This window comes from Thalassospira sp. MIT121401 (assembly GCF_047125595.1).
In the GTDB taxonomy this organism is placed as follows: Bacteria; Pseudomonadota; Alphaproteobacteria; order Rhodospirillales; family Thalassospiraceae; genus Thalassospira; species Thalassospira povalilytica.
In genome coordinates this window covers 1446816-1469743 of the sequence record NZ_CP138926.1, presented here as the reverse complement: position 1 = coordinate 1469743, position 22928 = coordinate 1446816, and the positions used below count along the sequence as shown (strand labels likewise).

Here is a 22928-nt window from a genome sequence, read left to right as displayed (position 1 = left end):
GCGCGCTTGTCAGTGCCCGAAACAACAAAAAGCCGCCCCGCGGGACGGGACGGCTCAACTTTTTCACATCATGGCATCCGATGGCCAGATCAGATGACTTTCTTCTTGATCGGTGCCGTTGCCCTTTGCAGCCATTCCCGATGATCTTCGTCCAGTTCATCGGCATACATGGCATAGACCTGGGCATGGTAATCATTAAGCCACTGCAACTCGTCAGCAGTCATCAATTCCGGATCGATCAATTTGCGTTCAATCGGCGAGAATGTCAGGGTCTCGAAACCGAGCATCTGACGGTCCGCCCCGATCGGTGCATCAATCTCGCAAACCGCAATCAGGTTTTCAATCCGGATGCCGTATTCGCCTTCCTTGTAAAAGCCCGGCTCGTTTGACAGAACCATACCCGGTTTGAGTGCGATGCTGTTCGGGGCCTTTGAAATCCGTTGCGGTCCTTCATGAACGCCAAGGTAACTTCCAACCCCGTGCCCGGTGCCATGATCAAAATCAAGACCGGCTTCCCAAAGGGGCATGCGCGCCAGCGTATCAAGCTGCTGACCGGTTGTTCCGACCGGGAAAATCGCCCGCGCCAGCGCAATATGCCCCTTGAGCACGCGGGTAAACCGGTCACGGTGTTCCTGTGTCGGTTCACCAACAATCGTGGTCCGGGTGATGTCGGTCGTGCCGTCCAGATACTGACCGCCCGAATCAATCAAAAAGATCTCGCCCGGGGTCAGGTTGCGGTTGCTTTCGGGGGTGTTGCGATAATGGCAAAGCGCCCCGTTCGGACCACTGCCCGGGATGGTTTCAAAGCTTGAATCCCGAAACAGCGGATCTTCCTTACGCAGCGACAGTAATTTGTCGGCTGCCGTACGTTCATCAATCCCGCCATCGATTGCCGTTTCATCAAGCCATTTGAAATAGCGAATGATCTTTTCGCCGTCGCGCTTGTGGGCCTTGCGCGATCCTTCGAGTTCGACGTCATTTTTGCAGGCCTTGGGCAACGCCACCGGATCACGTCCGACACGGACGGTTGCCCCGGCCTCGGCCAATTGCATCCGCAACCAGTCACCCGCTGTTGCCTCGTCAAGGCGGACGGACTGATTGCCCATGGCCTTCAACGCATCGCCAAGTTCACCGGGCGCGCGCAGGCTTGCCTCATCACGCAGCCAGGCGACAGTTTCACCGGCCAGCTTGCGTTCATCCATGAACAATTCAACCGATGCATCACCGTTGATAATCGCATAACCAAGCGCAAGCGGCGTTTGCGGCACATCGGCCCCGCGAATATTCAAAAGCCACGCAATGCTGTCAGGTGCGGACAAAATGGCACTGTCACATGACAAGCGCGACAGCTGCCCGGCAATCATCTGACGTTTTTCGGCACTTGATTTTCCGGCATATTCCAACGGATGCGGACGCACCGGGCCAAGCGGCATGGCCGGCTGGTCACGCCAAAGCGCATCAATCGGATTGGTATCAATCGCAACCAGTTCCGCCCCGACACCTTCGCATGCTGTGCGCAAATGATTTGCCTGCTGCACGGTATGAAGCCACGGATCATACGCCAGTTTCTGTCCGGATTTCAGATTGTCATGCAGCCAGCCGACCACCGGTTCGTCAACCAGATGACGATATTCAAACAGGTCGCGATTGACCTGCTGGCGCACCTGAATGGTGTAACGGCCATCAACAAACACCGCTGCCTTGTTCGCCAGAACCACAGCAGCCCCGGCCGACCCGGTAAAACCGGTCAACCAGGCCAGACGTTCGGCCCGGGCCGGGACATTTTCGCCCTGATGTTCGTCGGCACGCGGAACGATAAAGCCGTCCACACCCTTTGCCGCAAGATATTTCCGAAGAGCTGCGATCCGTTCGGCCGGATTGAAATCATCCTTTGCCATTTTGAACAGACCTTTGCGTTCGTCGCGCAGCGCCAACAGAACGTGCACCAGTTCTTCGCTGGGATCGGCACATACAAGATCAATCCAGTCGGTCCGGCTATGTCCGTCGGCGGCCGCAAGCACGCCATCAATCAGGGCGATGACAGCGCTAACATCCTTGTTGACATTGTCGCGTTCCAGAAGGGTCGCGAGTTGGGCATCGCCGGAAATGGTCATAGACGTCCTCGTTTTGATATGTGGGGCAGTTAATCTATGTAAGGGTTACTGCCGATCCGGCGCAAGCCACAATGATATTTGTGCATATTTTATAAAATAATCACCCCATAATTCGGCCCCCAACAGCCGTAACATGCGTCACAGGAATGAATGCGTTGCAAGCTTCGCAATGCACATTAGTCAAAGATTAACTTATTACATCTCCGTGACAAAAAGATGGCCCGTCGGGACGTCAATTTGCAGGAGACCATGAACGGTGATCCGTTTTCCTATTACTGCCCTAAGTGTCGTACAATCGCGTCGACGTCAGACGGCCTATGATGGCCTTGAGCGCCTGACCATTGGTCGCAAAGCCGCGCTCGGTCTTGATATTGGCCCTGCCCATCTGGCAGACGATGAAGCAGACCGGTCCCCAACCGGATCGGCAGACACCAAAGGCAAGGATTGAAGGATCAGTCCCGCCCGGAATGGTCGGATGCCTAATGGCGAAGCGCAGGATCACGGTTCATGATCCTTGCGGTCAGTTTTGTCTTTTCCCTCTGAGACGGCCCTGCTTCTCCACAGCAGGGCCGTTTCTTTTTGACCATCACGCACCATCCGCGCCATAGTAGCCAAAACAACAAAACTGTTTCGGGGTGGTTATGGCAAAAACGGTTCTGATTACCGGCGGTTCGCGCGGGATCGGTCGGGCGGCAGCAGTGCTGTTTGCAAGTCGCGGCTGGAATGTCGCTTTCAGTTTTGTCGGAAATCAGCAAAGTGCTGACGAAACCTGTGCCTTGTGCGAACGTGCGGGCGTTACCGGCAATGCATTTGCCCGCAAATGCGATGTACGCGACGAAGACAGCGTCATCGATTTCTTCCGGACCGCCTATGAACGTTTTGGCGCAATCGATGGTGTCGTCAATAATGCCGGCATTGTCGCCCCCAAAAGCACCCTTGCCGATATGGATGTCGACCGCATGAAAAATGTGTTCGATACCAATGTGCTTGGTGCGTATCTGGTTGCCCGTGAAGCGGCGCGGATGCTTACGAACGGTGGATCGATCGTCAATGTTTCGTCCATGGCAGCCAAGCTTGGATCACCTGGCGAATATGTCGATTACGCCGGATCAAAGGGCGCGATCGATACGCTGACCATCGGACTTTCCAAGGAACTCGGCCCCAAAGGCATTCGCGTCAATGCGGTGCGACCCGGGATTATCAATACCGACATCCATGCCAGCGCAGGACGCCCGGAACGGGTTTCCGAACTGGGGCCGGGCTGCCCGCTTGGCCGTACGGGGAATGCCGATGAAGTCGCACAAAGTATCTATTGGCTGATTTCAGATGACGCGTCCTATGTTACCGGGGCGATCCTTGATGTTTCCGGCGGGCGATAACCCTTATCAAGGCCCCGCCGCCGCCCGCAGCCCCGCCTTATCGCATATCCCCCGTCATGGCAGCGGTTCCCCCGGCAAGGCTGTTTCATGTGCGACCGCATCGGTTGACAACGCATCGGGTGTGGGTTTCTCGGATGACGGTGCATGTTCTGTCGCGCCCTTGCAGGCAGTGGCCAGTGCATCGTGCAGTTCAACCACATCAACCGGCTTTGCCAGAATGGTCTCAACCCCAAGATCCTTATAGGCCGCCACGATATCATCGGCGGCATATCCCGTCATGACGACAACCGGAATGTCATGTCCGGACTGACGGAGCAATTCCACCAGCTTCACCCCGGTCATGTTTGGCATGGTCTGATCGGTCAAAAGACCGTCAAACTTTGCACCCGGGGCTTTGATCGCTTCAATCGCATCGGCACCATTAGTAAAGGTTTCAACGGTATAACCAATGCGTTCAAGCATCCGCGAACAAAGCTTGAGGTTCTTTTCCTCGTCATCGACAACCGCCAGATGACCACTGGCATTTGAAACAAGACCACGCGAAATACGCTCCTCGCCTTCTTCCTCGCGGTCATATTCCGGCAGCAGGATCGAAAAACGCGTCCCCTGCCCCAATCGGCTATAGACCGTGATTTCGCCCTTGTGACCGGCAATGATGCCATGCACCGTCGACAGGCCAAGCCCCGTGCCCTTGCCCGGTTCCTTGGTCGTAAAGAACGGATCAAAGATTTTCTTGGCGGTATCGGCATCCATGCCCGTGCCGTTATCAATCACCGAAATGCGGATATAGGGCCCCGGTGTCAAAAGCGGATGCATTTCGGCACTGTCGTCGGTCAGCTCAAACGGTGCGGCTTCGATCTTTATTTCGCCCTCTTCACCAACCGCGTGATAGGCATTGGTGATCAGGTTCATCAGACACTGGTCAAGCTGCGTGGCATTGCCAAGGATCGACATGGTGTCGGGTGCCAGGTTACTGACCAGCGATACGGTAGATGGAATGGATCCGCGCGCGAACCTGACCGTTCCCTTGATCATGGATGCGACATCAATCGGCGACCGTTCGGTTTCGGAATTGCGCGAAAATGACAGGATTTGTTTGACAAGATCGCGCGCCCGATCTGCCCCCTGACGAATTTCCATGACATCTTCGCGCAGCGGCGAATCTTCGGGCAAATCCGTATATAGCAGTTCGGCATAACCGCTGATCGGTTGCAGAATATTGTTGAAGTCATGCGCAATCCCGCCTGCGAGAACACCAATCGTTTCCATGCGCTGCGAATGACGCAATTGCTGTTCAAGTTTTTCACGTTTGCGTTCGGCCTGAAGGCGCTGCAATTCTGCTGACGCACGCGCAGCGAACACTTCAACAATCGACCGCGCCAGTTCCGGATCGGCAATCGGCTGTTCTGAAACCGTTGCCAATATCCCGATCGGGTTGCCTTCGCTGTCCTTCAGTGCCGCCCCGACATATCCGCGGATATTAAGGTCGGTCACCCGGCGCACGCCGCTTGTCACTTCCTTGAAATTGTCCGGGCAGACAAAGATGCCGTTATCAATAACCCTTTCGGCGGCCGATCCCTTGACTTCGAAATCAAGCCCGCCGCGCGATTTGTCATGGCTGTAATGGGCAACCGGCTTTACGCGACCATTTTCGATCGACCCGACATGGCAATAATGCATGCCCAATGCTTCGCACATCACCTTGGTCAGGTTGTCAAAAAAGTCTTCACCGACCTGATAGCGTACACCGCGATAAATGGATTCAAGCGTTTCCTGATAGCGCTGCCGGTCTGTCACATCGAGCGCAAAGCTTGCAATACAATCAAGTTGCCCGTTGGTGTCAAAGATCGGGCTTTCATACCATTCACACACCAGACGCTTGCCGCTGCGCGTCACATTTTCGAACCGGTTATTCACACTGGTCCGGGTTTCCATGATTTCATTGATCAGCGTTCCCAACCGGGCGCGTTCCGATGGCGGCACAATCAGTTCAAGCTTTTTGCCAACAAACTCCTCGGCGCTGAACCCGAACAACTGACAGGCGGTGTCGTTGACTTCAATGATCGTACGATCCGGGGTCCAGTAAAACACGCCGATCTTCGCGTTATTGAAGTGCGCACGCAAACGGCGCTGGTTGGCTTCAAGATCGGTTTTGGCATATTCAAGATCACGGCGATACCGCACCCGTTCGGTGACATCCCGACATGAAATGCGAACCCCCAGATTGGTTCCGTCACTATCGGCAATCTGTTGCCAGGACATTCCGATACTGACCCGGTTGCCATTTTTATGAATGGCGGTGAATTCCCGATCACTGCCCGAAAGCCCGGACAGGCCTTCATCCAGATAATGGCGTACACGCGCCTGATCTTCGGGTGCGACAAACGGCAACGGATAGTTTTCAAGTGTCATGCATTCCGAGACCGAATAGCCCAGAATACGTTCCACAGCCGGGTTGACCCACACCAGACGCCCGTCTGACGACACCCAGCTTTCCCAGTCATAGGTGTAATTGGCAACCGCCTCGAACCGCCTGCGCGAGAAATTAAGTGCCTCGTCGGCTTCCATGATCGACTTGATCCCGGCCGCCGCGGCAAGAAGTCCGCCTGCCATATGGGCAAAGACAACCTCGTCTGATCGCCAGACGCGGGTCCTTCCGACGGTCTCGAAACAGACAACGCCCATGCGCCCGGCAACCGACATCAGCGACACATCCAGCATCGCCCCGATATTCAAAGGAATCAGGTAGTTTTCGGTAAATTCCGATGTCCGCGGGTCTTCTTTGGCATTTTCGGCATCAATCGCCTGCCCGGTTTCAAGGGCGGCAAAATACCGTGGCAGATCCTTGCGGCGCAGAACCAGTCCTTCATGCGATGCATCAGGGTTATTGGCATCGTAAAGGCCAAAGCATGCCACATCACCATCGTCATTCTGCAACCACAAGCTGGCCCGTTCGCAATTGAGCAATTCGGCAAACCGCTGCAAGGATGGGCGAAATGATACGTCTTCAACACGTTCCAGCGACGAAAAGTAGTTGGCAACTTCCCCCGCGCTGACACGGATTTCTTCCAGAAACTTCTTGCCGGAAACCAGTTCCCGTTTGGACAACAGCTGATCAACACTCATCTGCAACAGCGCCTGGCGCATCCAGATGACCCCGACAACCACGGCCGAACTCATCCAAGCATAGCCAAACAATGTCGCAATCCACACCGGCAACGTGTGTGCGACCATGCCCGCATCATCAATCAGAAATCCGTCAAGATCATAAACACGGATGATGCCGATGCCCGTTATGGTCAGAAAACAGAAAAGCGCATACCGGAATGTCGTAACCAGTGGATGGAATATGGCCACCGTCACTGTTGATACGATCATCAGCGCCATGCCACTGGCTGGCGAAAACATGATGATATAAAGCAACGACAACACTGTCATTGCGCCGACAATCACATGCGATTTCGTCCGTGTTTCAAGCCGACGACGCAGCACGAGGCTTGCGACCACGGCAACAAACACCAAAAGCTGGATGCTTTCGATCACCCAGAATGGCTGTTTTGTTTCACGCAGCAACGACGCAATCAGCGCCGGAAATCCGCCAATCACCATGACCAGCAACATGAAATCGGCAATACGATTTCGCGTACGGTGCAAAATCACGTCTACGTTCTGGCTCATCGTCTAAACGTCTCCGGCTTTACACCATCTGGTCTGGCATGCTGTCAAATATGGACTCAAAGCGCTGATTATGTTCAAGAAACAGCGACATCAGTTTCGGGTCAAACATGTCTGGCGTCGTGCGTCCGTCGCCCTTGGTGATGATGTCGACGGCTTCCCTGTGGCTGAATGGTGGCTTGTACCGCCGTGAACTGCGCAGGGCATCATAGACATCGGCAATGGAAACGATACGCGCAACCATCGGAATGTCTGCGCCTGAAAGCCCGTTGCAATATCCCGTGCCTTCCCACTTTTCATGGTGGTAACGCGCAATCTGTGCCGCCTGATCAAGCACCGGATTGTCCGACGCATTCAGCATCGAAAAACCGATTTCGGTATGGCGCTGCATGACTTCGAATTCGGCATCCGTCAGCGGCCCCTCTTTCAGAAGGACACTATCGGGCACACCGACCTTGCCGATATCATGAAGAATACCCGCCAAACGAATGGAGCGCTGGGTTTGGGTATCAAGCCCGGCCATATCGGCAAGCAACTGGGAATAAAGCCCGACCCGCACGCAATGTTCGGCGGTTTCAATATCCCTGTATTGGGAAATCAGGCTGAGCCGGTCGATCATTTCCTGTTCGGCACCGCCCAGCTTGCGCGTGATGTCATCAAGCGTCTTGGCCTTGCTGACATTTTCAAGTTCAAGTTTCCGGACGCGTTCATGTTCGCGATCCCGTTCAAGCAAACGTTCCTGCGCCTTCTGAACGGCGGCTTCAAGGTCCGCACGATCCACCGGTTTATCAAGGAATTCACGCACGCCAAGACGCAATGCATCGATCGCGTCTGACTTGTCACCATCCCCGGTCAGGAGGATGAATTCAAAATCACGGCGAAATTCGCCAATGGCGCGACGCACAAAATCAAGGCCGCCACAGTTGGGCATGCGCAAATCGGAAATGACCAGCCGTAAACCAGCGTCCTTTTGCAGATGCTCGATCCCGTCAAGACCATCAACGGCTTGCACAACCTCAAAGTTGGCTCGCTCCAGAACGCGGGTCAGCAATTTGCGGATTACCGGTTCATCATCAACCACAAGTATTCGATGTTCAAATTCAGCCAAGGACATCTCCCTTACTGATTTAATATATCATCGCTGTCACGCGCGATGTGGACTATACATAAGTAGTAAACTGATTACCACTTATATATAGTTATTCGAATGTAGGAATATGAGGTGGTCGATCCCGGCACATCGCCAAATTCATAAAAATGTCGCGTGGCATTAATGCATACCGGGAATGCCGGGCCGAAACTAAAATGCCATATCGCGCTTCGGGCAAGTTGCTACACTTCCGGAAAGTATCCCCGCAGCAGGAGCCTGTGGTCCTATGGATGACTATTTCTGGTGGATCGTTCTGATCGGCTTTGTCGCCCAGCTGATTGATGGCGCACTTGGCATGGCCTATGGCCTTACATCGACATCGTTGCTGATTACAATCGGATTGCCGCCGGCCCATGCCAGTGCAACTGTGCATGCTGCTGAAATCGCAACCACCGCTGTTTCAGGGACCGCGCATCATTTTGCCCGAAATGTGGACTGGCGGATGGTCCGGGTTCTGGCCATTGCCGGTGCGGTCGGCGGTTGCGTCGGGGCGGCCTTGCTGTCCTCGGGGATTGGCAAATACCTTGCCCCGGCGGTTGCACTTTATCTGTCGGCATTGGGTGTGCTGGTAATTGCCAAAGCCATCCGCAAGGTTCAGCCACCTGCGGCAATGCGCGGTCTGACGCCGCTTGGCCTGATTGGCGGATTTCTGGATGCTGTCGGGGGTGGTGGTTGGGGACCGATTGTTTCCAGCACCCTGGTTTATCGCGGCAGCGAACCCCACCGCATGCTTGGTACATCTGCGGCTGCGGAGTTTTTCGTTACTGTGGCGATTACAGTGACCTTTGCCGGATCGTTCGGGCTTGAAAGCTTCGGGATGGCGGCATTGGCTCTTGTTCTGGGCGGGGTCCCGGCCGCACCATTGGCGGCTGTACTGGTCAAAATCATCCCCAGAAAACCCTTGATGATCGCCGTAGGTGTGCTGATCGTCACATTGGGCATTCTGGGGCTGTATCGATTTGCCGGAAGCCTGATGGCTTAGCCGACCAGAAGCGTGGTCCAGTTTTCAACCTTGAACCGTTTGATCAGCGACAGGCCGACTTCGCGATAGGCTGAAAGAACAAACTGTTCCTGCTCGGACAGCAGCCCCGAAAGGATCACAACGCCGTCCTGTGACAATGTCCCGACCAGATCATGGGCCATGGCACGCAACGGACGGGCCAGAATATTGGCACAAACAATGTCGTAATACCCGCCGTCACGGATACGGGTATCCTGGAAACCGTTTGAATGGATGGCGGTGACAAGATCGGCGATCTTGTTAACCCGCGCATTTTCCTGTGCAACGCGCACCGATGCGGCATCAATATCGGCCATCATCACTGTGCTGCGCCAGGTTTTGGCGCATGCCATGCCAAGGATGCCCGACCCGCAGCCCATATCAAGGGCATTATGGCGCGGACCGCGTTTTGCCACCCAGTCGATTGCCGCAAGGCATCCCTTGGTGGTTTGATGTTCACCGGAACCGAATGCCAGACCGGCATCCACCTGAAGTCCGATTTTTGCCACCGGCAGGTCTTCGTCCCAATGCGAACCATGGACAAAGAAACGCCCGACCGAAATCGGCTTGAAGCTGCGCAGGTTTTCACTGACCCAGTCTTTGGGCTCATATGTACCAAATGTCACAACCGGCGCATCGACCCCGACCGCCGATGCCATGATCGACACTGCCGTTTCAATTGCCGGCTTGTCAAACATCTCGCCCGAGAAACCTTCGATTCTCCAAGGCGCGCTCGGATCACCGGGACGTTCGAAATGCGACAATGCATCACAATATTCGTATAGCCCTTCGGCAAAGGCCTCGGCATAGGCGCCATCAACTTCGAACTGGAAGTTATAGCAAAGAACGGGTTGGGTCATATCGCTTCTCGCTTGTCAGGGCCGCTTGCGATCGCCGCCCGGTTAGTTCGGTATTCCGTGAATATTTGAACCGGGGCTTACCCCGGCAGAATAAAGCTGTCGACCACTTTCTTTGTGCCGACACCCTCGAAATGGATTTCAAGTTTGTTGCCATCCACCGCACGCACCGTTCCCGGTCCGAACTTTCGGTGTCGCACTGTATCGCCAACCTTGTATTTCGATGATTTCGAGCTGGTCGCATAGCTGGTTTCGCCGTCCGGCTTTACATCAATCACGTTTTTACGCACGCGATCCTGCCAGCCGCTGGATGCAAATTTGCGCTCGGATGCGCCGGAAACCGGATTGCGGTTGCTTGAACCCTCGTTGGCCCAGCTTGGCATTTTCATCCAGTCATCAGCCCCCCAGGCACCGGGTGAATGATTCCCCCCATGCCCGCCAAGACCGGTATCACTGATCCGTTCAATATGCTCATCTGGCAGTTCGTCGACAAAGCGCGACGGCAGCGCCGATTGCCACTGATTATAGATGCGGCGGTTCGCGGCATATAAAATGGTTGCACGTTTGCGGGCGCGCGTGATCCCGACATAGGCAAGACGACGTTCTTCCTCAAGCCCCTTGACGCCGCTTTCATCCATGGCGCGCTGATGGGGGAAGACGCCCTCTTCCCAACCGGGCAGGAAGACATAATCGAATTCCAGCCCCTTGGCCGCATGCAGGGTCATGATGGTGACCTTTTCCTGCGCGTCATTCTGTTCGTTTTCCATCACCAGCGAAACATGTTCAAGGAAGCTGGTCAGATTTTCGAACTCGCCAATTGCGGAAACAAGTTCTTTGAGGTTTTCCAACCGTCCCGGCGCATCGATTTCCTTGGAGGACCGCCACATATCGGTATAGCCGCTTTCATCAAGGACGGTTTCGATCACCTCGACATGGGAACTGCCTGCCAGCATTTCGCGCCAGCGTTTGAAATCCCCCAAAAGCCCGCCAATGCTTTGACGCATCTTGGGTTTGAGTTCTTCGGTATCGATCAGATCACGCGCCGCCGCAGGCAATGAAATCGCCTGATCACGGGAATATTGATGCAGGGTCTGAAGCGTGGCCTTGCCAACCCCGCGCTTGGGCACATTGACAATACGTTCGAACGCAAGACTGTCATCAGGCTGCGCAACCAGTCGGATATAGGCCAGCGCATCACGGATTTCCTGACGTTCATAAAAACGTGGACCGCCGACAACCCGGTACGGGATGCCCAGCGTGATCAGACGTTCTTCAAATTCACGGGTCTGGAAACCGGCACGGACCAGAATGGCCATCTGGGATGCACCAATGCCCTTTGATTGCAGGGCTTCGATGTCTTCGCCAACCAGACGCGCCTCTGCCTCGCCATCCCAGACACCTTTGACAAAGACCTTTTCGCCGGTGTCGATTTCCGTCCAAAGCTGCTTGCCCAAACGTCCATCGTTAAAGGTGATCAGTTTCGATGCGGCGGCCAGAATATGCGGGGTGGACCGATAATTCTGTTCAAGGCGCACAACCTTGGCACCGGGGAAGTCGGACTCAAAACGCAGGATGTTGCCGACCTCGGCCCCGCGCCAGCTATAGATCGCCTGATCATCATCGCCGACACAGCAAATATTGCGATGAACCATCGCCATAGCGCGCAGCCACAAATACTGCGCAACGTTGGTATCCTGATATTCATCAACCAGAATATAGCGGAAGGTGTTCTGATACTGTTTCAGAACTTCCGGATGCTGCTGGAAAAGCGTCAGGCAATGCAGCAACAAATCACCGAAATCGCACGCATTCAGAACTTTCAGCCGTTCCTGATAAATCTTGTAAAGATGTTTGGCCCCGCCATTGGCGAATTCGACACTTTCATTGACCCGTTCGGGCGTCAGGCCCTTGTCCTTCCAGCGCTGAATGATGCCCATCAGCTGCTTGGCCGGCCATTTTTTCGGGTCGATCTGTTCGGCATCCATGATCTGCTTGAGCAGACGGACCTGATCGTCGCTATCAAGGATCGTGAAGTTTGATTGCAGCCCGATCAGTTCGGCATGACGGCGCAACAAACGAGCCGAGAGCGAGTGGAAGGTTCCCAGCCACCAACCTTCGACCGGACGGCCCAATGCCTGTGCCACGCGTTCCTGCATTTCCTTTGCCGCACGGTTGGTAAAGGTCACGGCAAGGATTTGCTGCGGATGCAGACGTTCGGTCTGGGCCTTGGTTTCAAGCAAATGCGCCAGCCGCGTGGTCAAGACCCGGGTTTTACCCGTGCCCGCCCCTGCAAGAACCAGCAACGGCCCGTCAAGCGTTTCCACAGCATCGCGCTGCTCGGCATTCAGATTATCGAGATATGCCGGGGCCGGTGCATCACCAAGACGCATTTCCGGGCTGGCGGCGAATTCATCAATTTCGAAGGGATCATCCATCATGGCGGCATATATATCACGCTGTGTTCCAAGGACCAGCCTTGCATCGGATGCGGCCGGGTATTTTTTCCATTCTGCAACGAAACAGGAACATCAACCACCCCTTTCCCGATCTTCAAAAACTTTTTGCGCCAGTTTTTCCGGTCTTTCGCGTGAGTTCAGATAACAACGCAATTCTGAATGAAGGTAGAAATATGAGCGGCATCAGCAGCATGAGCGGCAGCATCGCGCAAATACTTAGCCAGAACAGCCAGTCTGCCAATTCATCAACAGGTAGCGACGGTTCTTCGGGCATTGAAGCATTTGGCGGATTTTCGCTTTATGCCTTGCAGGGCAGCGGATCGACCGGCACCGACAGCATGTCGGAAATGACATCGCAAAGCGAAGCCATCACCGGTCAGCTTTCAGACTCCATCATGTCGATGCTTATTGAGTTGCAGGAAACCAGCACCACCACCGACGGCAACAGCAGCTTTGATGCCCAGCGCCTGTTCTCTGACATGGATACCGACGGCGACGGAACGCTGACCAAGGATGAATTCATGGCATCGGCCCCCGATGGGGTCAGCGATGAAATGTCTGAAAATCTCTGGAATGTCATGGCCGGGTCCGATGCCCAAAGCATATCCGAAGATGACTATCTGGCATCCATGACACCGCCAAGCGGGGCCGTGCTTTCAAGCGATGACAGCAGCAGCGAAGATACCGTCATGAACAGCATGCTGGCTTCGATGGGGTCCGAGGGCACCTATGACCCGCTTGATACCAACGAAGACGGTGTGGTCAGCCTGTCGGAAATCATGGCTGCCGCCCCGCAAGATGCAACCCCGTCACAAAGCAGCCTTCCTGACAACAGCTCGGACTCTGACTCTGATACTGACGTTAATGCGGGAATGGATACGGCCACCGATAACGGCACGATGCCTGAAACCGTTGCGCGAAATATGGCTGAAAATAATGATGACAGCACCCTGTCGACTGGCGGCTTTGACATGCGCAACGAAGCCCTGGGCAACAAGGTAATGGCGCAGATTATTTCCTGATGCCACCATTTCTGCGGAACCGGTCAAGTTCCGCAATGACACGCCCGGTCGTCTGACCATCCCAAAGCGGGATTTCACAATCCCGCCGTTCCGCGAATAACTGCCCGGTCATGGCATCGATTGCCGTGGCGGACAGACCTTCAATGCTGACAAGACGGTTTGTCCCCAAGTCAATCGTAACCGGTCGTTCGGTTGACGGGCGCAAGGTCAGACAGGGGATCGCACGCCAACTGGTTTCTTCCTGCACACCACCGGAATCGGTTACCACCAGTCCGGCATTTGCCATCACAGCCCCAAAGGATACATATCCAAGCGGCGCCAAGACCTTCACCCCGCTTTGTTCAAGCATGGCAATGCCGTCAATCTGTTCAAGTTGGTGGCGGGTTCTGGGATGCAATGGCCAGCACACCGGAACATGGCCGGCAACATCACCAATTGCATGACAGATCCGGCGCAGCTTTGCACGATCATCAACATTGCCCGGACGATGAAGCGTTACGAGCACGTATTCACCCCGGGCAAGCCCCAGCGTTTCTGTTATCACATCATTGCATATCGCATCATTCATCATGACACAGGTATCGATCATGATATTGCCGACACGCCTGATGCGGTCTGGTGTGATCCCCTCGGCCAGAAGGTTTTCGTCCGCATCGGCGGACGGGGTCAGATGCAGGTCCGCCAACCGGTCAATGGTCATACGATTGCGTTCTTCGGGAACAGACAAATCAAAGCACCGCAATCCAGCCTCAAGATGGATAAGCGGCATTTGCAGCTTCGAGGCCGTCATCGCCGCGGCAAGTGACGCACTGACATCCCCGACCACCAGAACCGCGTCCGGGCGATTTTGGAGACAAAGCTTTTCATAACCGGCCATCATCGGCGCAATCCGGTCCTGACTGGTACTGCATTGCCATTGCACAATATGGTCAGGATCCGCCATTCCCAGATCACGCCAGATCGTTGACGTCATCTCCGCATCGCGATGCTGCGCCATATGAATGAAAGCCGCCTTGATATCCCCATGGGTACGCAAGCCCTGCCATAACGGGGCGATCTTCATGAAATTCGGCCGTGCCCCTGCAATCAGATGAAGCTTCATCCCCGTCCCGTCATTGCCGCCAGACATGTTTTCAAGGCCAAACAGCCTAATGGATAAGGCGGGGTGCTCATAACCCTCTTTGGTATCGGTATATTTTGCCTGCTGCACATCTTTCGGGGGCCGCCGCGCACGCAAAATTCAATTCACCTAAATTACTGTCCGCTCAAGAAGATTGCCCTGCTTCATGTGGTCCGGGAATTGCTTGTTTCCCGGTGGTTAGCATCCTCTGACGGCGGTTTGTGCAAATTTGCCGCTGTCAGGGATGCTTTGTGCATCCCACAAGAAGGGTATCTCGGCATGAGTACTATTTTTGGATTGGGCAACGGGTTGCCAATGTCTTCCCGGGCCGGCTCTTCGGAGCGGTCAGGTGCACACGAAGGTATCGAAGGTTTTAGCGCAGGTAGCGCAGTACCTGTACTGACAACGGGCGACACCAATTCGGAAACCGGCACGTCCAAAAGCCAGCTTTCCGATGCGATGCAGTCCGTCATGCTTGAATTTCAGAATATCGGTTCGGGATCATCAAGCTTTGCGTCTGCCATGGCTGACGTTCAAGGCAATGACAATGACAATGACCCGAACAGCAATGCGGCGGGCGATGTGTTTTCGTCATCCTCACAATCTGACTCTACCGAAGCTGACATCTTGAATGCCAAGAAAGACGCCGAAGAAGAATTCAGAACCGCACTGCGTGATGCCAATTCAATTCCGATAAAGGATGATGAAAAGGCAGAAAAGACTGAACTCGAACGACGCCAGGCACGTCAGGAACTTGATCAGATAGAACAATCCGCAACAAATCTTCCCGAAGATGTTGCCGGTCTGGACAGTCGCCTTACAGCCCAGCTTCTAAGTGGACAGCAAACCCGGAAATCAGCCGGTGACACGGCACTGGCCGCATAAAGACCAGTCTGTGATCCGACCACGCAAAAGAGCAGCATCTTTCGGTGCTGCTCTTTTTATGCGGGGACTTTGATAACGTCAGAACAGCTTTGGCGGGGCGTCGCCGCGTTCTTCGCTTTGCAGTTCAAGAAGCGCGTTGTTGTAGGCCATCATCGCATCCTTTTCGTGCACAAAGCCGATCATCTCGCGATCTTCACCGTTATTGAGCACCGGCAAATGTTCCTCGCCGGTTTGCTCCATCAGGCGGATGGCTTTTTCGATGCTGTCAGTACGGAACAGAACCGGCGGCTTTGACCGCGCCACTTCGCCAGCCGTCATATTCTGGGCGGCATCCGTATCAAACGCTGCATTGCGCAAATCGGTCAATGTGATGGTTCCATGCAGTTTGCCTTTGTCATCGACGACAAAAAGCTCCGCATAGGGTGCATTGAAAAGGGCTGATCGGACACTTGGCAAATCATGGGATAAAGGCACGGTGACATATTCGCGCTTCATGATGTCGGCGACCTTGATCATGCGCAGAAGATTGACTTCCCGCCCCCAATTGGTCGACAGCCCGCGCATTTTAAGCTGCCAGTGGAAGAATGATCCGCCATTGGCCTGATCCATGATTACCGATGCCAGAACCGACGCCAGCATCACCGCAATGGTCAGTTGATAGTCGCCGGTAAGCTCAAACACGATCAGGGTTGTGGAAATCGGTGCCCCCAGAACAGCAGCCGCCACCGCCCCCATCCCGACCAGGGTATATGCCCCGTGCCCGGACGAGAAATCCGGCAAGGCGTGGGTGGCAACGATCCCGAACGCACCGCCCAGCATCGCACCAAGAAACAGGCTGGGGCTGAACATCCCGCCTGCAAATCCAAGCCCCATGCAGATCGCCACGACAAACGCCTTGGCAAACAGCAGACCGATCAGAAATGTCAGGCTGTATGTTTCGTAAAGCGCATCATTCATCGCGCCATAACCGACACCGATGATCTGCGGAAAGCCAAGGCCAACAATTCCAACCACCAGACCGGCAATCGCCGGCCGACACCAAAGCGGCGCACGCGTGGTATCGGCAACCTTTTGAACGATGGGAATGGCACGCACCGTCAGCATTGCGGTGATCCCGGCCAGCAACCCCAAAAGTGCAAATGCGGGAAATTCCCAGAACGACTGAATGTTATGGAGCGGGATCAAAAACGCCACTTCCGATCCGTAATAAAGACGGGTAATCACAGTCCCCATCACCGACGACATCACAATCGGTGCAAAAGCGGTCCTGGCATAATGGCCAAGAACCACTTCATGGGCAAAAAACATCCCGGCCAGCGGCGCATTGAAGGATGCGGCAACGGCCGATGCCACCCCGCATCCCAACAAGGTGCGCGCCGCCCCGCGGCGCAAATGCAACACGCGTGCAAGCCAAGCCCCAAAGGACGCCCCCATATGGACAACCGGCCCCTCGCGGCCAAGTGACGCGCCACTTCCCAGTGACACCGCGCTGGCAATCGCACTTTTGATGCCGCACCGGGTCGACATGCGCGCATCATTGAACGAAGCAGAGTCAATAACATCCGCAACCCCGTGCGGGCGTTGACCGGGTAAAAACTTGTAGATGAAAACACCGACGACCAGCCCGCCTGCGGTCGGGCCAAGAACCAGATGCCAGTTCGACAATCCCATCAGATGTTGATGAAGGGATTCTTCGCCCCACCCATAAACCAGCGCCTGCACCAGCAAAATACCGTCCCGAAACAGGATCGTTCCGCCCCCGGCCATCGCACCAACCACCAGCGCCAGAAGCGACAGGACCAGTTGCTCGCTTTTCACCAGACGGCGCAGACGGCTTAGTACCAGATTGGATTTGATCAGTTTTTCAGCCATTGCCGCAACACCGCAGAGCAAACATACGAAGGGGTCCTGTTCCGATGGGGTTGATCATAGGATCAGCGATTGCTGCGAATAAAGGGTAAACACCCGAAACATCAAGGATATTTTCCGATCTCTGGCCGCGCCCTCCCCCGTCAGCCGGTGTCCACAACCAAACAGCTTTCAAAAAACGATCATTGCCATCGACGGGGGAAATGCAGCATTCTTCGCCGTCTGTTCAGAATTTCTGACGCCACCCAAACCGTGTTGATACGGAATCCGAAAATGAATGATCCCCGACCCACGGGTAGCACTGCGGTACGACCGCTACCCGGCTTTGCTGAATTTGTCTGTCTGATGGCCATCACCATCGGGCTTGTCGCCCTGTCGATTGACAACCTGTTACCGGCCTTTGGCCCGATTGCTGCCGATTTCGGCATCGAAGACGGCAACCGCATGCAGATGCTGATTTATGTCTTCATGATTGCCTTTGGCCTGATGCAGATCGTCTATGGCCCGCTTGCCGACAGTTTCGGCCGCCGCCCGACCCTGATCGCCGGACTTGGCATCTATGCCGTCGGTACGGTCATGGCGATCTTTGCCGACAGCTATGATCATTTGCTTATTGCCCGTTTCGTCCAGGGACTTGGTGCTGCGGCCCCGCGCGTTCTGACCATGGCGATCACGCGCGACTGTTTTGAAGGTCGCGAAATGGCGCGCGTCATGTCCTTTGTCATGATGGTGTTCATCATTCTTCCGGTGTTTGCCCCGGCATCGGGCAGTTTGATTCTGGCACTGGCAAACTGGCACATGATTTTTGTCAGTACGCTTGTCCTCGCGATTGCGATTGTGTGCTGGTACCTGCTTCGGATGCCCGAAACACTGCATCCTGAATATCGTCACAAACTCTCGGTTCGCCGGATTGCCCGTGACATCAGAACCACCGTGACCAACCGCCAGACATTCGGTTATGCCACCGTCATGGGCATGATGTTTGCCTGTCTAATGGCCTATATCGGTTCGGCACAGCAAATCTTCGAGACAGAGGTCTATGGACTGGGTGTCTGGTTCCCGCTTGCCTTTGGCATGATTGCGGCCTGTATGAGTTTCTCATCCTTCGTCAATGCCCGTCTGGTGCGGAAACTTGGCATGCACAAGATTTCCCATGTCGCCCTGTTCTTCATGACGGCAAGCAGTCTGGTCAACGTTCTGATCGCAATCGGTTTTGACGGCAAGCCGCCGCTTTGGCTGTTTGGTATCGGCCTTACCATGACGCTGTTCTGCTTTTCACTGACCATGCCGAATTTCAATTCGCTGGCCATGGAACCGGTTGGCGCCATCGCCGGAACTGCGTCTTCAATGATCGGCGTCTATAGCACCCTGATCGGCGTGATTGCCGGGGGCATTATCGGCCAGCAGTTTGACGGCACGGTCATCCCGCTTCTGGGTGGATATTTCTGTCTTGGTGTGATTGCCATTGTCATTGTCGGCATTACCGAACGCGGAAAGTTCTGTCAGGCGACACACTGACACGGGCTCTGAAACTGACACGGCCTTTCCCCGACAGCCCCTAAACGAAAAAGCCCCGCAGAGTGCAGTCTGCGGGGCTTTTCATTGCGACCAGTCAGATCATCATGACTTCAGATCATTATGACTGACGTGGATCGTAATTCAGGTTTGGTGCCAACCAGCGTTCTGCCTCGGCCATGGTCATGCCTTTGCGTTCGGCATAACTTTCGACCTGATCGCGTTCGATCTTGCCAAGGCCGAAATATTTGGCTTCGGGGTGGGCGAAATAGAAACCGCTGACAGACGATGCCGGGGTCATCGCACAGCTTTCGGTCAGGGAAACGCCGACATTTTCCTCGGCATTCAAAAGCGACCAAAGGGTGCGTTTTTCGGTATGTTCCGGGCACGCAGGATAACCAGGTGCCGGACGGATACCGCGATAATTTTCCGCAATCAGATCATCATTGCCGAGATTCTCGTCTGCGGCATAGGCCCAAAGCTCCTTGCGGACCTTTTCGTGCATACGCTCGGCAAAGGCTTCGGCAAAGCGATCACCAAGCGCCTTGACCAGAATGGCGTTGTAATCGTCATGCTCGGCTTCAAGCTTTGAGGCAATCTGTTCGACTTCCGGTCCCGCCGTCACAACAAAGGCACCGATATAATCGGTCTTGCCGCTTTCCTTCGGCGCGATGTAATCGGCCAAAGCCCGGTTCGGGCGTTTGTTGTTTTCGCGGAACATCTGCTGACGCAGGGTATGAAGCATGACCGGTTCATTCTGATCCGGGGCCGGGGTGACTTCGATATCATCGCCGATCGAGTTTGCCGGCCAGATGCCAACAACCGCCCGCGGCTTGAACCATTTTTCCGCAACAATGCGTTTCAACATTTCCTGCGCATCGTCAAAAAGACCGCGCGCAGTTTCGCCGACTTTTTCATCCTTGAGGATATCGGGGAAACGACCATGCAGTTCCCAGGTTTCAAAGAACGGCTTCCAGTCAAAACGCGCGACCAGATCTTCAAGATCAAAGTCATCAAAGACGGTGATCCCCGGCTTTGCCGGAACCGGAACGTCGTAGGCATCCCAGTCAAGCTGCACCTTGTTGGCGCGTGCATCAGCAAGGGCGAAGCGTTTTTTCTGCAATTGCTGGGCGGCGTGTTTTTCCGCCATCGCCAAATATTCATTGCGGATTTCAGCAGCAAATCGTTCGCGATGGGTTTCCGAAACCAGCTGGCTTGCAACGCCCACCGCACGCGATGCATCAATCACGTAAACGACCGACTTGTTATAGTTCGGTGCGATCTTGACCGCGGTATGTACCTTTGACGTGGTCGCCCCGCCAATCAGAAGCGGGATATCCAGTCCTTCGCGTTCCATTTCGGCAGCAACATAGGTCATTTCTTCCAGCGACGGCGTAATCAGGCCCGAAAGACCGATCATGTCGACCTTTTCGGCCTTGGCAGTTTCAATGATCTTCTGGGTCGGAACCATCACACCAAGGTCGAGGACCTCGAAATTGTTACATTGCAGAACCACACCAACGATGTTCTTGCCGATGTCATGGACATCACCCTTTACCGTCGCCAGAAGGATCTTGCCGTTGCTTTCGCGCACACCGTCTTTTTCTTCTTCGATGAACGGGATCAGATAGGCGACGGCCTTTTTCATCACACGGGCGGATTTCACCACTTGGGGCAAGAACATCTTGCCGGCACCAAACAGGTCACCGACGATGTTCATCCCATCCATCAGCGGCCCTTCGATGACATGAAGCGGCTTGTCGGCCTGCTGGCGGGCTTCTTCGGTGTCTTCCTCGACGAATTCGGCAATGCCGTTGACCAGCGCATGGGCCAGACGTTCATTGACCGGCTTTTTGCGCCATTCCAGATCGGCCTTCTTTTCCGGGCCGCCCGTGCCCTTGTATTTTTCGGCAACCTCAAGCAGACGGTCAGTCGCATCCGAACGACGGTTCAAAATGACGTCTTCAACGCGTTCGCGCAGTTCTGCCGGAATTTCTTCATACACGACCAGCTGCCCGGCATTGACGATCCCCATATCAAGACCGGCCTGGATGGCGTGATACAGGAAGACCGAATGCATGGCTTCGCGGACCGGGTTATTGCCCCGGAACGAGAAGGAGACGTTCGAAACACCGCCGGAAATCTTGGCATAAGGGAGGTGTTTTTTGATCAGCTTGCAGGCTTCGATAAAATCAACGGCATAATTGTCGTGTTCTTCGATCCCGGTTGCGACCGCAAAGATGTTCGGATCGAAAATGATATCTTCGGGCGGGAAGCCGACTTTTTCGACCAGAACGTCATAGCTGCGTTTGCAAATTTCAAATTTGCGATCGACCGTATCAGCCTGGCCTTTTTCATCAAAGGCCATGACAACCACAGCCGCACCGTAACGGCGCAACTGTTTGGCCTGGGCGATAAAGGGTTCTTCGCCTTCTTTCAGACTGATCGAGTTGACGATCCCCTTGCCCTGAAGACATTTAAGACCGGCCTCGATGACATTCCATTTGGAACTGTCGACCATGATCGGCACGCGCGCAATGTCGGGCTCGGCCGCAATCAGGTTGATGAACTTGACCATCGCCGTTTCGGCGTCAAGCATCGCATCATCCATGTTGATGTCGATGATCTGTGCGCCGTTTTCGACCTGCTGGCGGGCAATCTCAAGGGCCGCATCGTAATCTTCGTCAACGATCAGCTTTTTGAATTTAAGCGATCCGGCAACGTTGGTACGTTCACCAATATTGATAAATCTGGAAATGTCGGTCATGGGTCTGTTCGATCTCTTTTCAGCAATCAATATCGGGTTTACGCAGCGTCAAACGGCTCAAGGCCGGACAAACGCATTCTGGGTTCAATTTTCGGAAGCGCCCGCGGCTTGGCATTGGCCACGGCATCGGCAATCGCCTTGATGTGTGGCGGTGTTGTGCCACAGCATCCGCCCAGCAAATTGACCATGCCGGTTTCAGCCCATTCCTTGACCAGTGCGGCCATTTCCGCATCGCTTTGATCATATTCACCAAATTCGTTCGGCAGGCCGGCATTGGGATAAACCGAAACGCGGCATTCGGCAATGCGCGACAGTTCCTGCACATAGGGGCGCAGCTGTGCAGCACCAAGTGCGCAGTTCAAACCGATCGAAAACGGCTTGGCATGGCGGACCGAATTATAAAATGCTTCGGTGGTCTGCCCTGAAAGGGTACGGCCCGATGCATCGGTGATGGTGCCCGAAATAAGGACCGGAACATCTTCACCGCGTTCTTCAAGAACTTCGTCGATGGCAAACAATGCGGCCTTGGCATTGAGCGTATCGAAAATGGTTTCGACCAGAAGCGTATCCGCACCACCGTCAAGCAGGCCCTTGGCCGCTTCCTTGTAGGCGTCTTTAAGCTGATCAAAGGTGATCGCGCGATAGCCTGGATTGTTCACATCCGGCGAGATTGAGGCCGTGCGGTTGGTCGGACCAATGGCACCGTTCACAAAACGCACATCGCCGGGATGGGCGGCTTCCCATTCGTCGCACGCCTGACGCGCGATCTTGGCACTTTCGAAATTGATCTCGTAGGCCAGGTCTTCCATGCCGTAATCGGCCTGCGCGATGGTCGTCGCACTGAAGGTATTGGTCCCCTGAAGGTCAGCACCTGCCGCAATATATTGCAGATGGATGTCCTTGATGATGTCTGGCTGGGTCAGAGACAGAAGATCGTTATTGCCTTTGACATCCTGTTTCCAGTCGGCAAACCGTTCACCGCGATAATCTTCCTCGGTCAGTTTGTGTTTCTGGATCATGGTGCCCATGGCGCCATCAAGGATCAGTATCTTTTGTTCGGCCCGTTTGCGCAGCAGGGCGATGCGTTCCTTGCGATCATTCATCTTTTTCATCCAGTCT

Annotated in this window: 15 protein-coding genes; 6 read left to right on the top strand and 9 right to left on the bottom strand. The window is 54.7% G+C overall.

The window, feature by feature from the left end; translation table 11 throughout:
• Nucleotides 1-89: 89 nt before the first annotated feature.
• Nucleotides 90-2114 carry an aminopeptidase P family protein gene (locus SIB88_RS06615; protein WP_412557677.1) on the bottom strand — a complete coding sequence of 675 codons (2025 nt, stop codon included), beginning with the start codon at nt 2112-2114 and terminating at the stop codon, nt 90-92.
• Nucleotides 2115-2370: 256 nt separating this feature from the next.
• Here SIB88_RS06615 and SIB88_RS06610 point away from each other — a divergent pair, with 256 nt between their 5' ends.
• Together SIB88_RS06610 and SIB88_RS06605 are read left to right on the top strand one after the other, a co-directional pair.
• Nucleotides 2371-2562, top strand: a complete 192-nt coding sequence (locus SIB88_RS06610; protein ID WP_068519500.1) for a hypothetical protein — start codon at nt 2371-2373, stop codon at nt 2560-2562.
• A gap of 193 nt (nt 2563-2755) precedes the next feature.
• Nucleotides 2756-3493, top strand: coding sequence for an SDR family oxidoreductase (locus SIB88_RS06605; RefSeq protein ID WP_412557676.1), 738 nt, complete (start codon nt 2756-2758; stop codon nt 3491-3493).
• A 54-nt stretch (nt 3494-3547) separates the two neighbouring features.
• Here the strand turns inward: SIB88_RS06605 and SIB88_RS06600 are convergent, their stop codons facing one another.
• Nucleotides 3548-7171 carry a PAS domain S-box protein gene (locus SIB88_RS06600; RefSeq protein ID WP_412557675.1) on the bottom strand — a complete coding sequence of 1208 codons (3624 nt, stop codon included), beginning with the start codon at nt 7169-7171 and terminating at the stop codon, nt 3548-3550.
• 19 nt (nt 7172-7190) lie between these two features.
• Nucleotides 7191-8276, bottom strand: coding sequence for an HD domain-containing phosphohydrolase (locus SIB88_RS06595; RefSeq protein ID WP_170310109.1), 1086 nt, complete (start codon nt 8274-8276; stop codon nt 7191-7193).
• Nucleotides 8277-8544: 268 nt separating this feature from the next.
• On the opposite strand from SIB88_RS06595, the gene SIB88_RS06590 reads away from it, so the two are divergent.
• On the top strand, nt 8545-9300 hold the full coding sequence (locus tag SIB88_RS06590) for a sulfite exporter TauE/SafE family protein (RefSeq protein ID WP_068519496.1): 756 nt from the start codon (nt 8545-8547) through the stop codon (nt 9298-9300).
• Here the strand turns inward: SIB88_RS06590 and SIB88_RS06585 are convergent.
• Nucleotides 9297-10178, bottom strand: coding sequence for a 50S ribosomal protein L11 methyltransferase (locus SIB88_RS06585; RefSeq protein ID WP_068519495.1), 882 nt, complete (start codon nt 10176-10178; stop codon nt 9297-9299). The two genes, SIB88_RS06590 and SIB88_RS06585, sit on opposite strands and share 4 nt — an antisense overlap.
• Before the next feature lie 77 nt (nt 10179-10255).
• Nucleotides 10256-12610, bottom strand: coding sequence for an ATP-dependent helicase (locus SIB88_RS06580; RefSeq protein WP_228196495.1), 2355 nt, complete (start codon nt 12608-12610; stop codon nt 10256-10258).
• A gap of 194 nt (nt 12611-12804) precedes the next feature.
• Between SIB88_RS06580 and SIB88_RS06575 the strand changes: the two genes are divergently transcribed.
• Nucleotides 12805-13653, top strand: coding sequence for a hypothetical protein (locus tag SIB88_RS06575; RefSeq protein ID WP_412557674.1), 849 nt, complete (start codon nt 12805-12807; stop codon nt 13651-13653).
• On the opposite strand, the gene wecB is transcribed toward SIB88_RS06575, so the two are convergent.
• Nucleotides 13643-14782, bottom strand: a complete 1140-nt coding sequence (wecB, locus tag SIB88_RS06570; protein ID WP_412557673.1) for a non-hydrolyzing UDP-N-acetylglucosamine 2-epimerase — start codon at nt 14780-14782, stop codon at nt 13643-13645. The genes SIB88_RS06575 and wecB overlap by 11 nt on opposite strands.
• Nucleotides 14783-15052: 270 nt before the next feature.
• On the opposite strand from wecB, the gene SIB88_RS06565 reads away from it, so the two are divergent.
• Complete coding sequence (locus tag SIB88_RS06565; protein ID WP_412557672.1) at nt 15053-15658, top strand: hypothetical protein; 606 nt, start codon at nt 15053-15055, stop codon at nt 15656-15658.
• Between the two features lie 78 nt (nt 15659-15736).
• Here the strand turns inward: SIB88_RS06565 and SIB88_RS06560 are convergent, their stop codons facing one another.
• The gene (locus SIB88_RS06560) at nt 15737-17530 is read right to left on the bottom strand and encodes a chloride channel protein (protein WP_288350439.1); all 1794 of its coding nucleotides are present in this window, start codon (nt 17528-17530) and stop codon (nt 15737-15739) included.
• 270 nt (nt 17531-17800) lie between these two features.
• Between SIB88_RS06560 and SIB88_RS06555 the strand changes: the two genes are divergently transcribed.
• Entirely contained in the window at nt 17801-19045 is a 1245-nt protein-coding gene (locus SIB88_RS06555) for a multidrug effflux MFS transporter (protein WP_250282326.1), read from the top strand.
• Nucleotides 19046-19163: 118 nt separating this feature from the next.
• Here SIB88_RS06555 and metH read toward each other — a convergent pair whose 3' ends face one another.
• Nucleotides 19164-21809: a methionine synthase gene (gene metH / locus SIB88_RS06550; RefSeq protein ID WP_412557671.1), complete on the bottom strand. Its 2646-nt coding sequence runs from the start codon at nt 21807-21809 to the stop codon at nt 19164-19166.
• Nucleotides 21810-21847: 38 nt separating this feature from the next.
• Entirely contained in the window at nt 21848-22912 is a 1065-nt protein-coding gene (locus SIB88_RS06545; protein ID WP_228196351.1) for a homocysteine S-methyltransferase family protein, read from the bottom strand.
• Between the last annotated feature and the right edge of the window lie 16 nt (nt 22913-22928).

Bases quoted from the DNA above. Each gene is read 5' to 3' on its own strand.
- SIB88_RS06615 (WP_412557677.1), bottom strand. From the start codon at position 2,114: ATGACCATTTCCGGCGATGCCCAACTCGCGACCCTTCTGGAACGCGAC.
- SIB88_RS06605 (WP_412557676.1), top strand. From the start codon at position 2,756: ATGGCAAAAACGGTTCTGATTACCGGCGGTTCGCGCGGGATCGGTCGG.
- SIB88_RS06600 (WP_412557675.1), bottom strand. From the start codon at position 7,171: ATGAGCCAGAACGTAGACGTGATTTTGCACCGTACGCGAAATCGTATT.
- SIB88_RS06590 (WP_068519496.1), top strand. From the start codon at position 8,545: ATGGATGACTATTTCTGGTGGATCGTTCTGATCGGCTTTGTCGCCCAG.
- SIB88_RS06585 (WP_068519495.1), bottom strand. From the start codon at position 10,178: ATGACCCAACCCGTTCTTTGCTATAACTTCCAGTTCGAAGTTGATGGC.
- SIB88_RS06580 (WP_228196495.1), bottom strand. From the start codon at position 12,610: ATGGATGATCCCTTCGAAATTGATGAATTCGCCGCCAGCCCGGAAATG.
- SIB88_RS06575 (WP_412557674.1), top strand. From the start codon at position 12,805: ATGAGCGGCATCAGCAGCATGAGCGGCAGCATCGCGCAAATACTTAGC.
- wecB (WP_412557673.1), bottom strand. From the start codon at position 14,782: ATGTCTGGCGGCAATGACGGGACGGGGATGAAGCTTCATCTGATTGCA.
- SIB88_RS06565 (WP_412557672.1), top strand. From the start codon at position 15,053: ATGAGTACTATTTTTGGATTGGGCAACGGGTTGCCAATGTCTTCCCGG.
- SIB88_RS06560 (WP_288350439.1), bottom strand. From the start codon at position 17,530: ATGGCTGAAAAACTGATCAAATCCAATCTGGTACTAAGCCGTCTGCGC.
- SIB88_RS06555 (WP_250282326.1), top strand. From the start codon at position 17,801: ATGAATGATCCCCGACCCACGGGTAGCACTGCGGTACGACCGCTACCC.
- metH (WP_412557671.1), bottom strand. From the start codon at position 21,809: ATGACCGACATTTCCAGATTTATCAATATTGGTGAACGTACCAACGTT.
- SIB88_RS06545 (WP_228196351.1), bottom strand. From the start codon at position 22,912: ATGAATGATCGCAAGGAACGCATCGCCCTGCTGCGCAAACGGGCCGAA.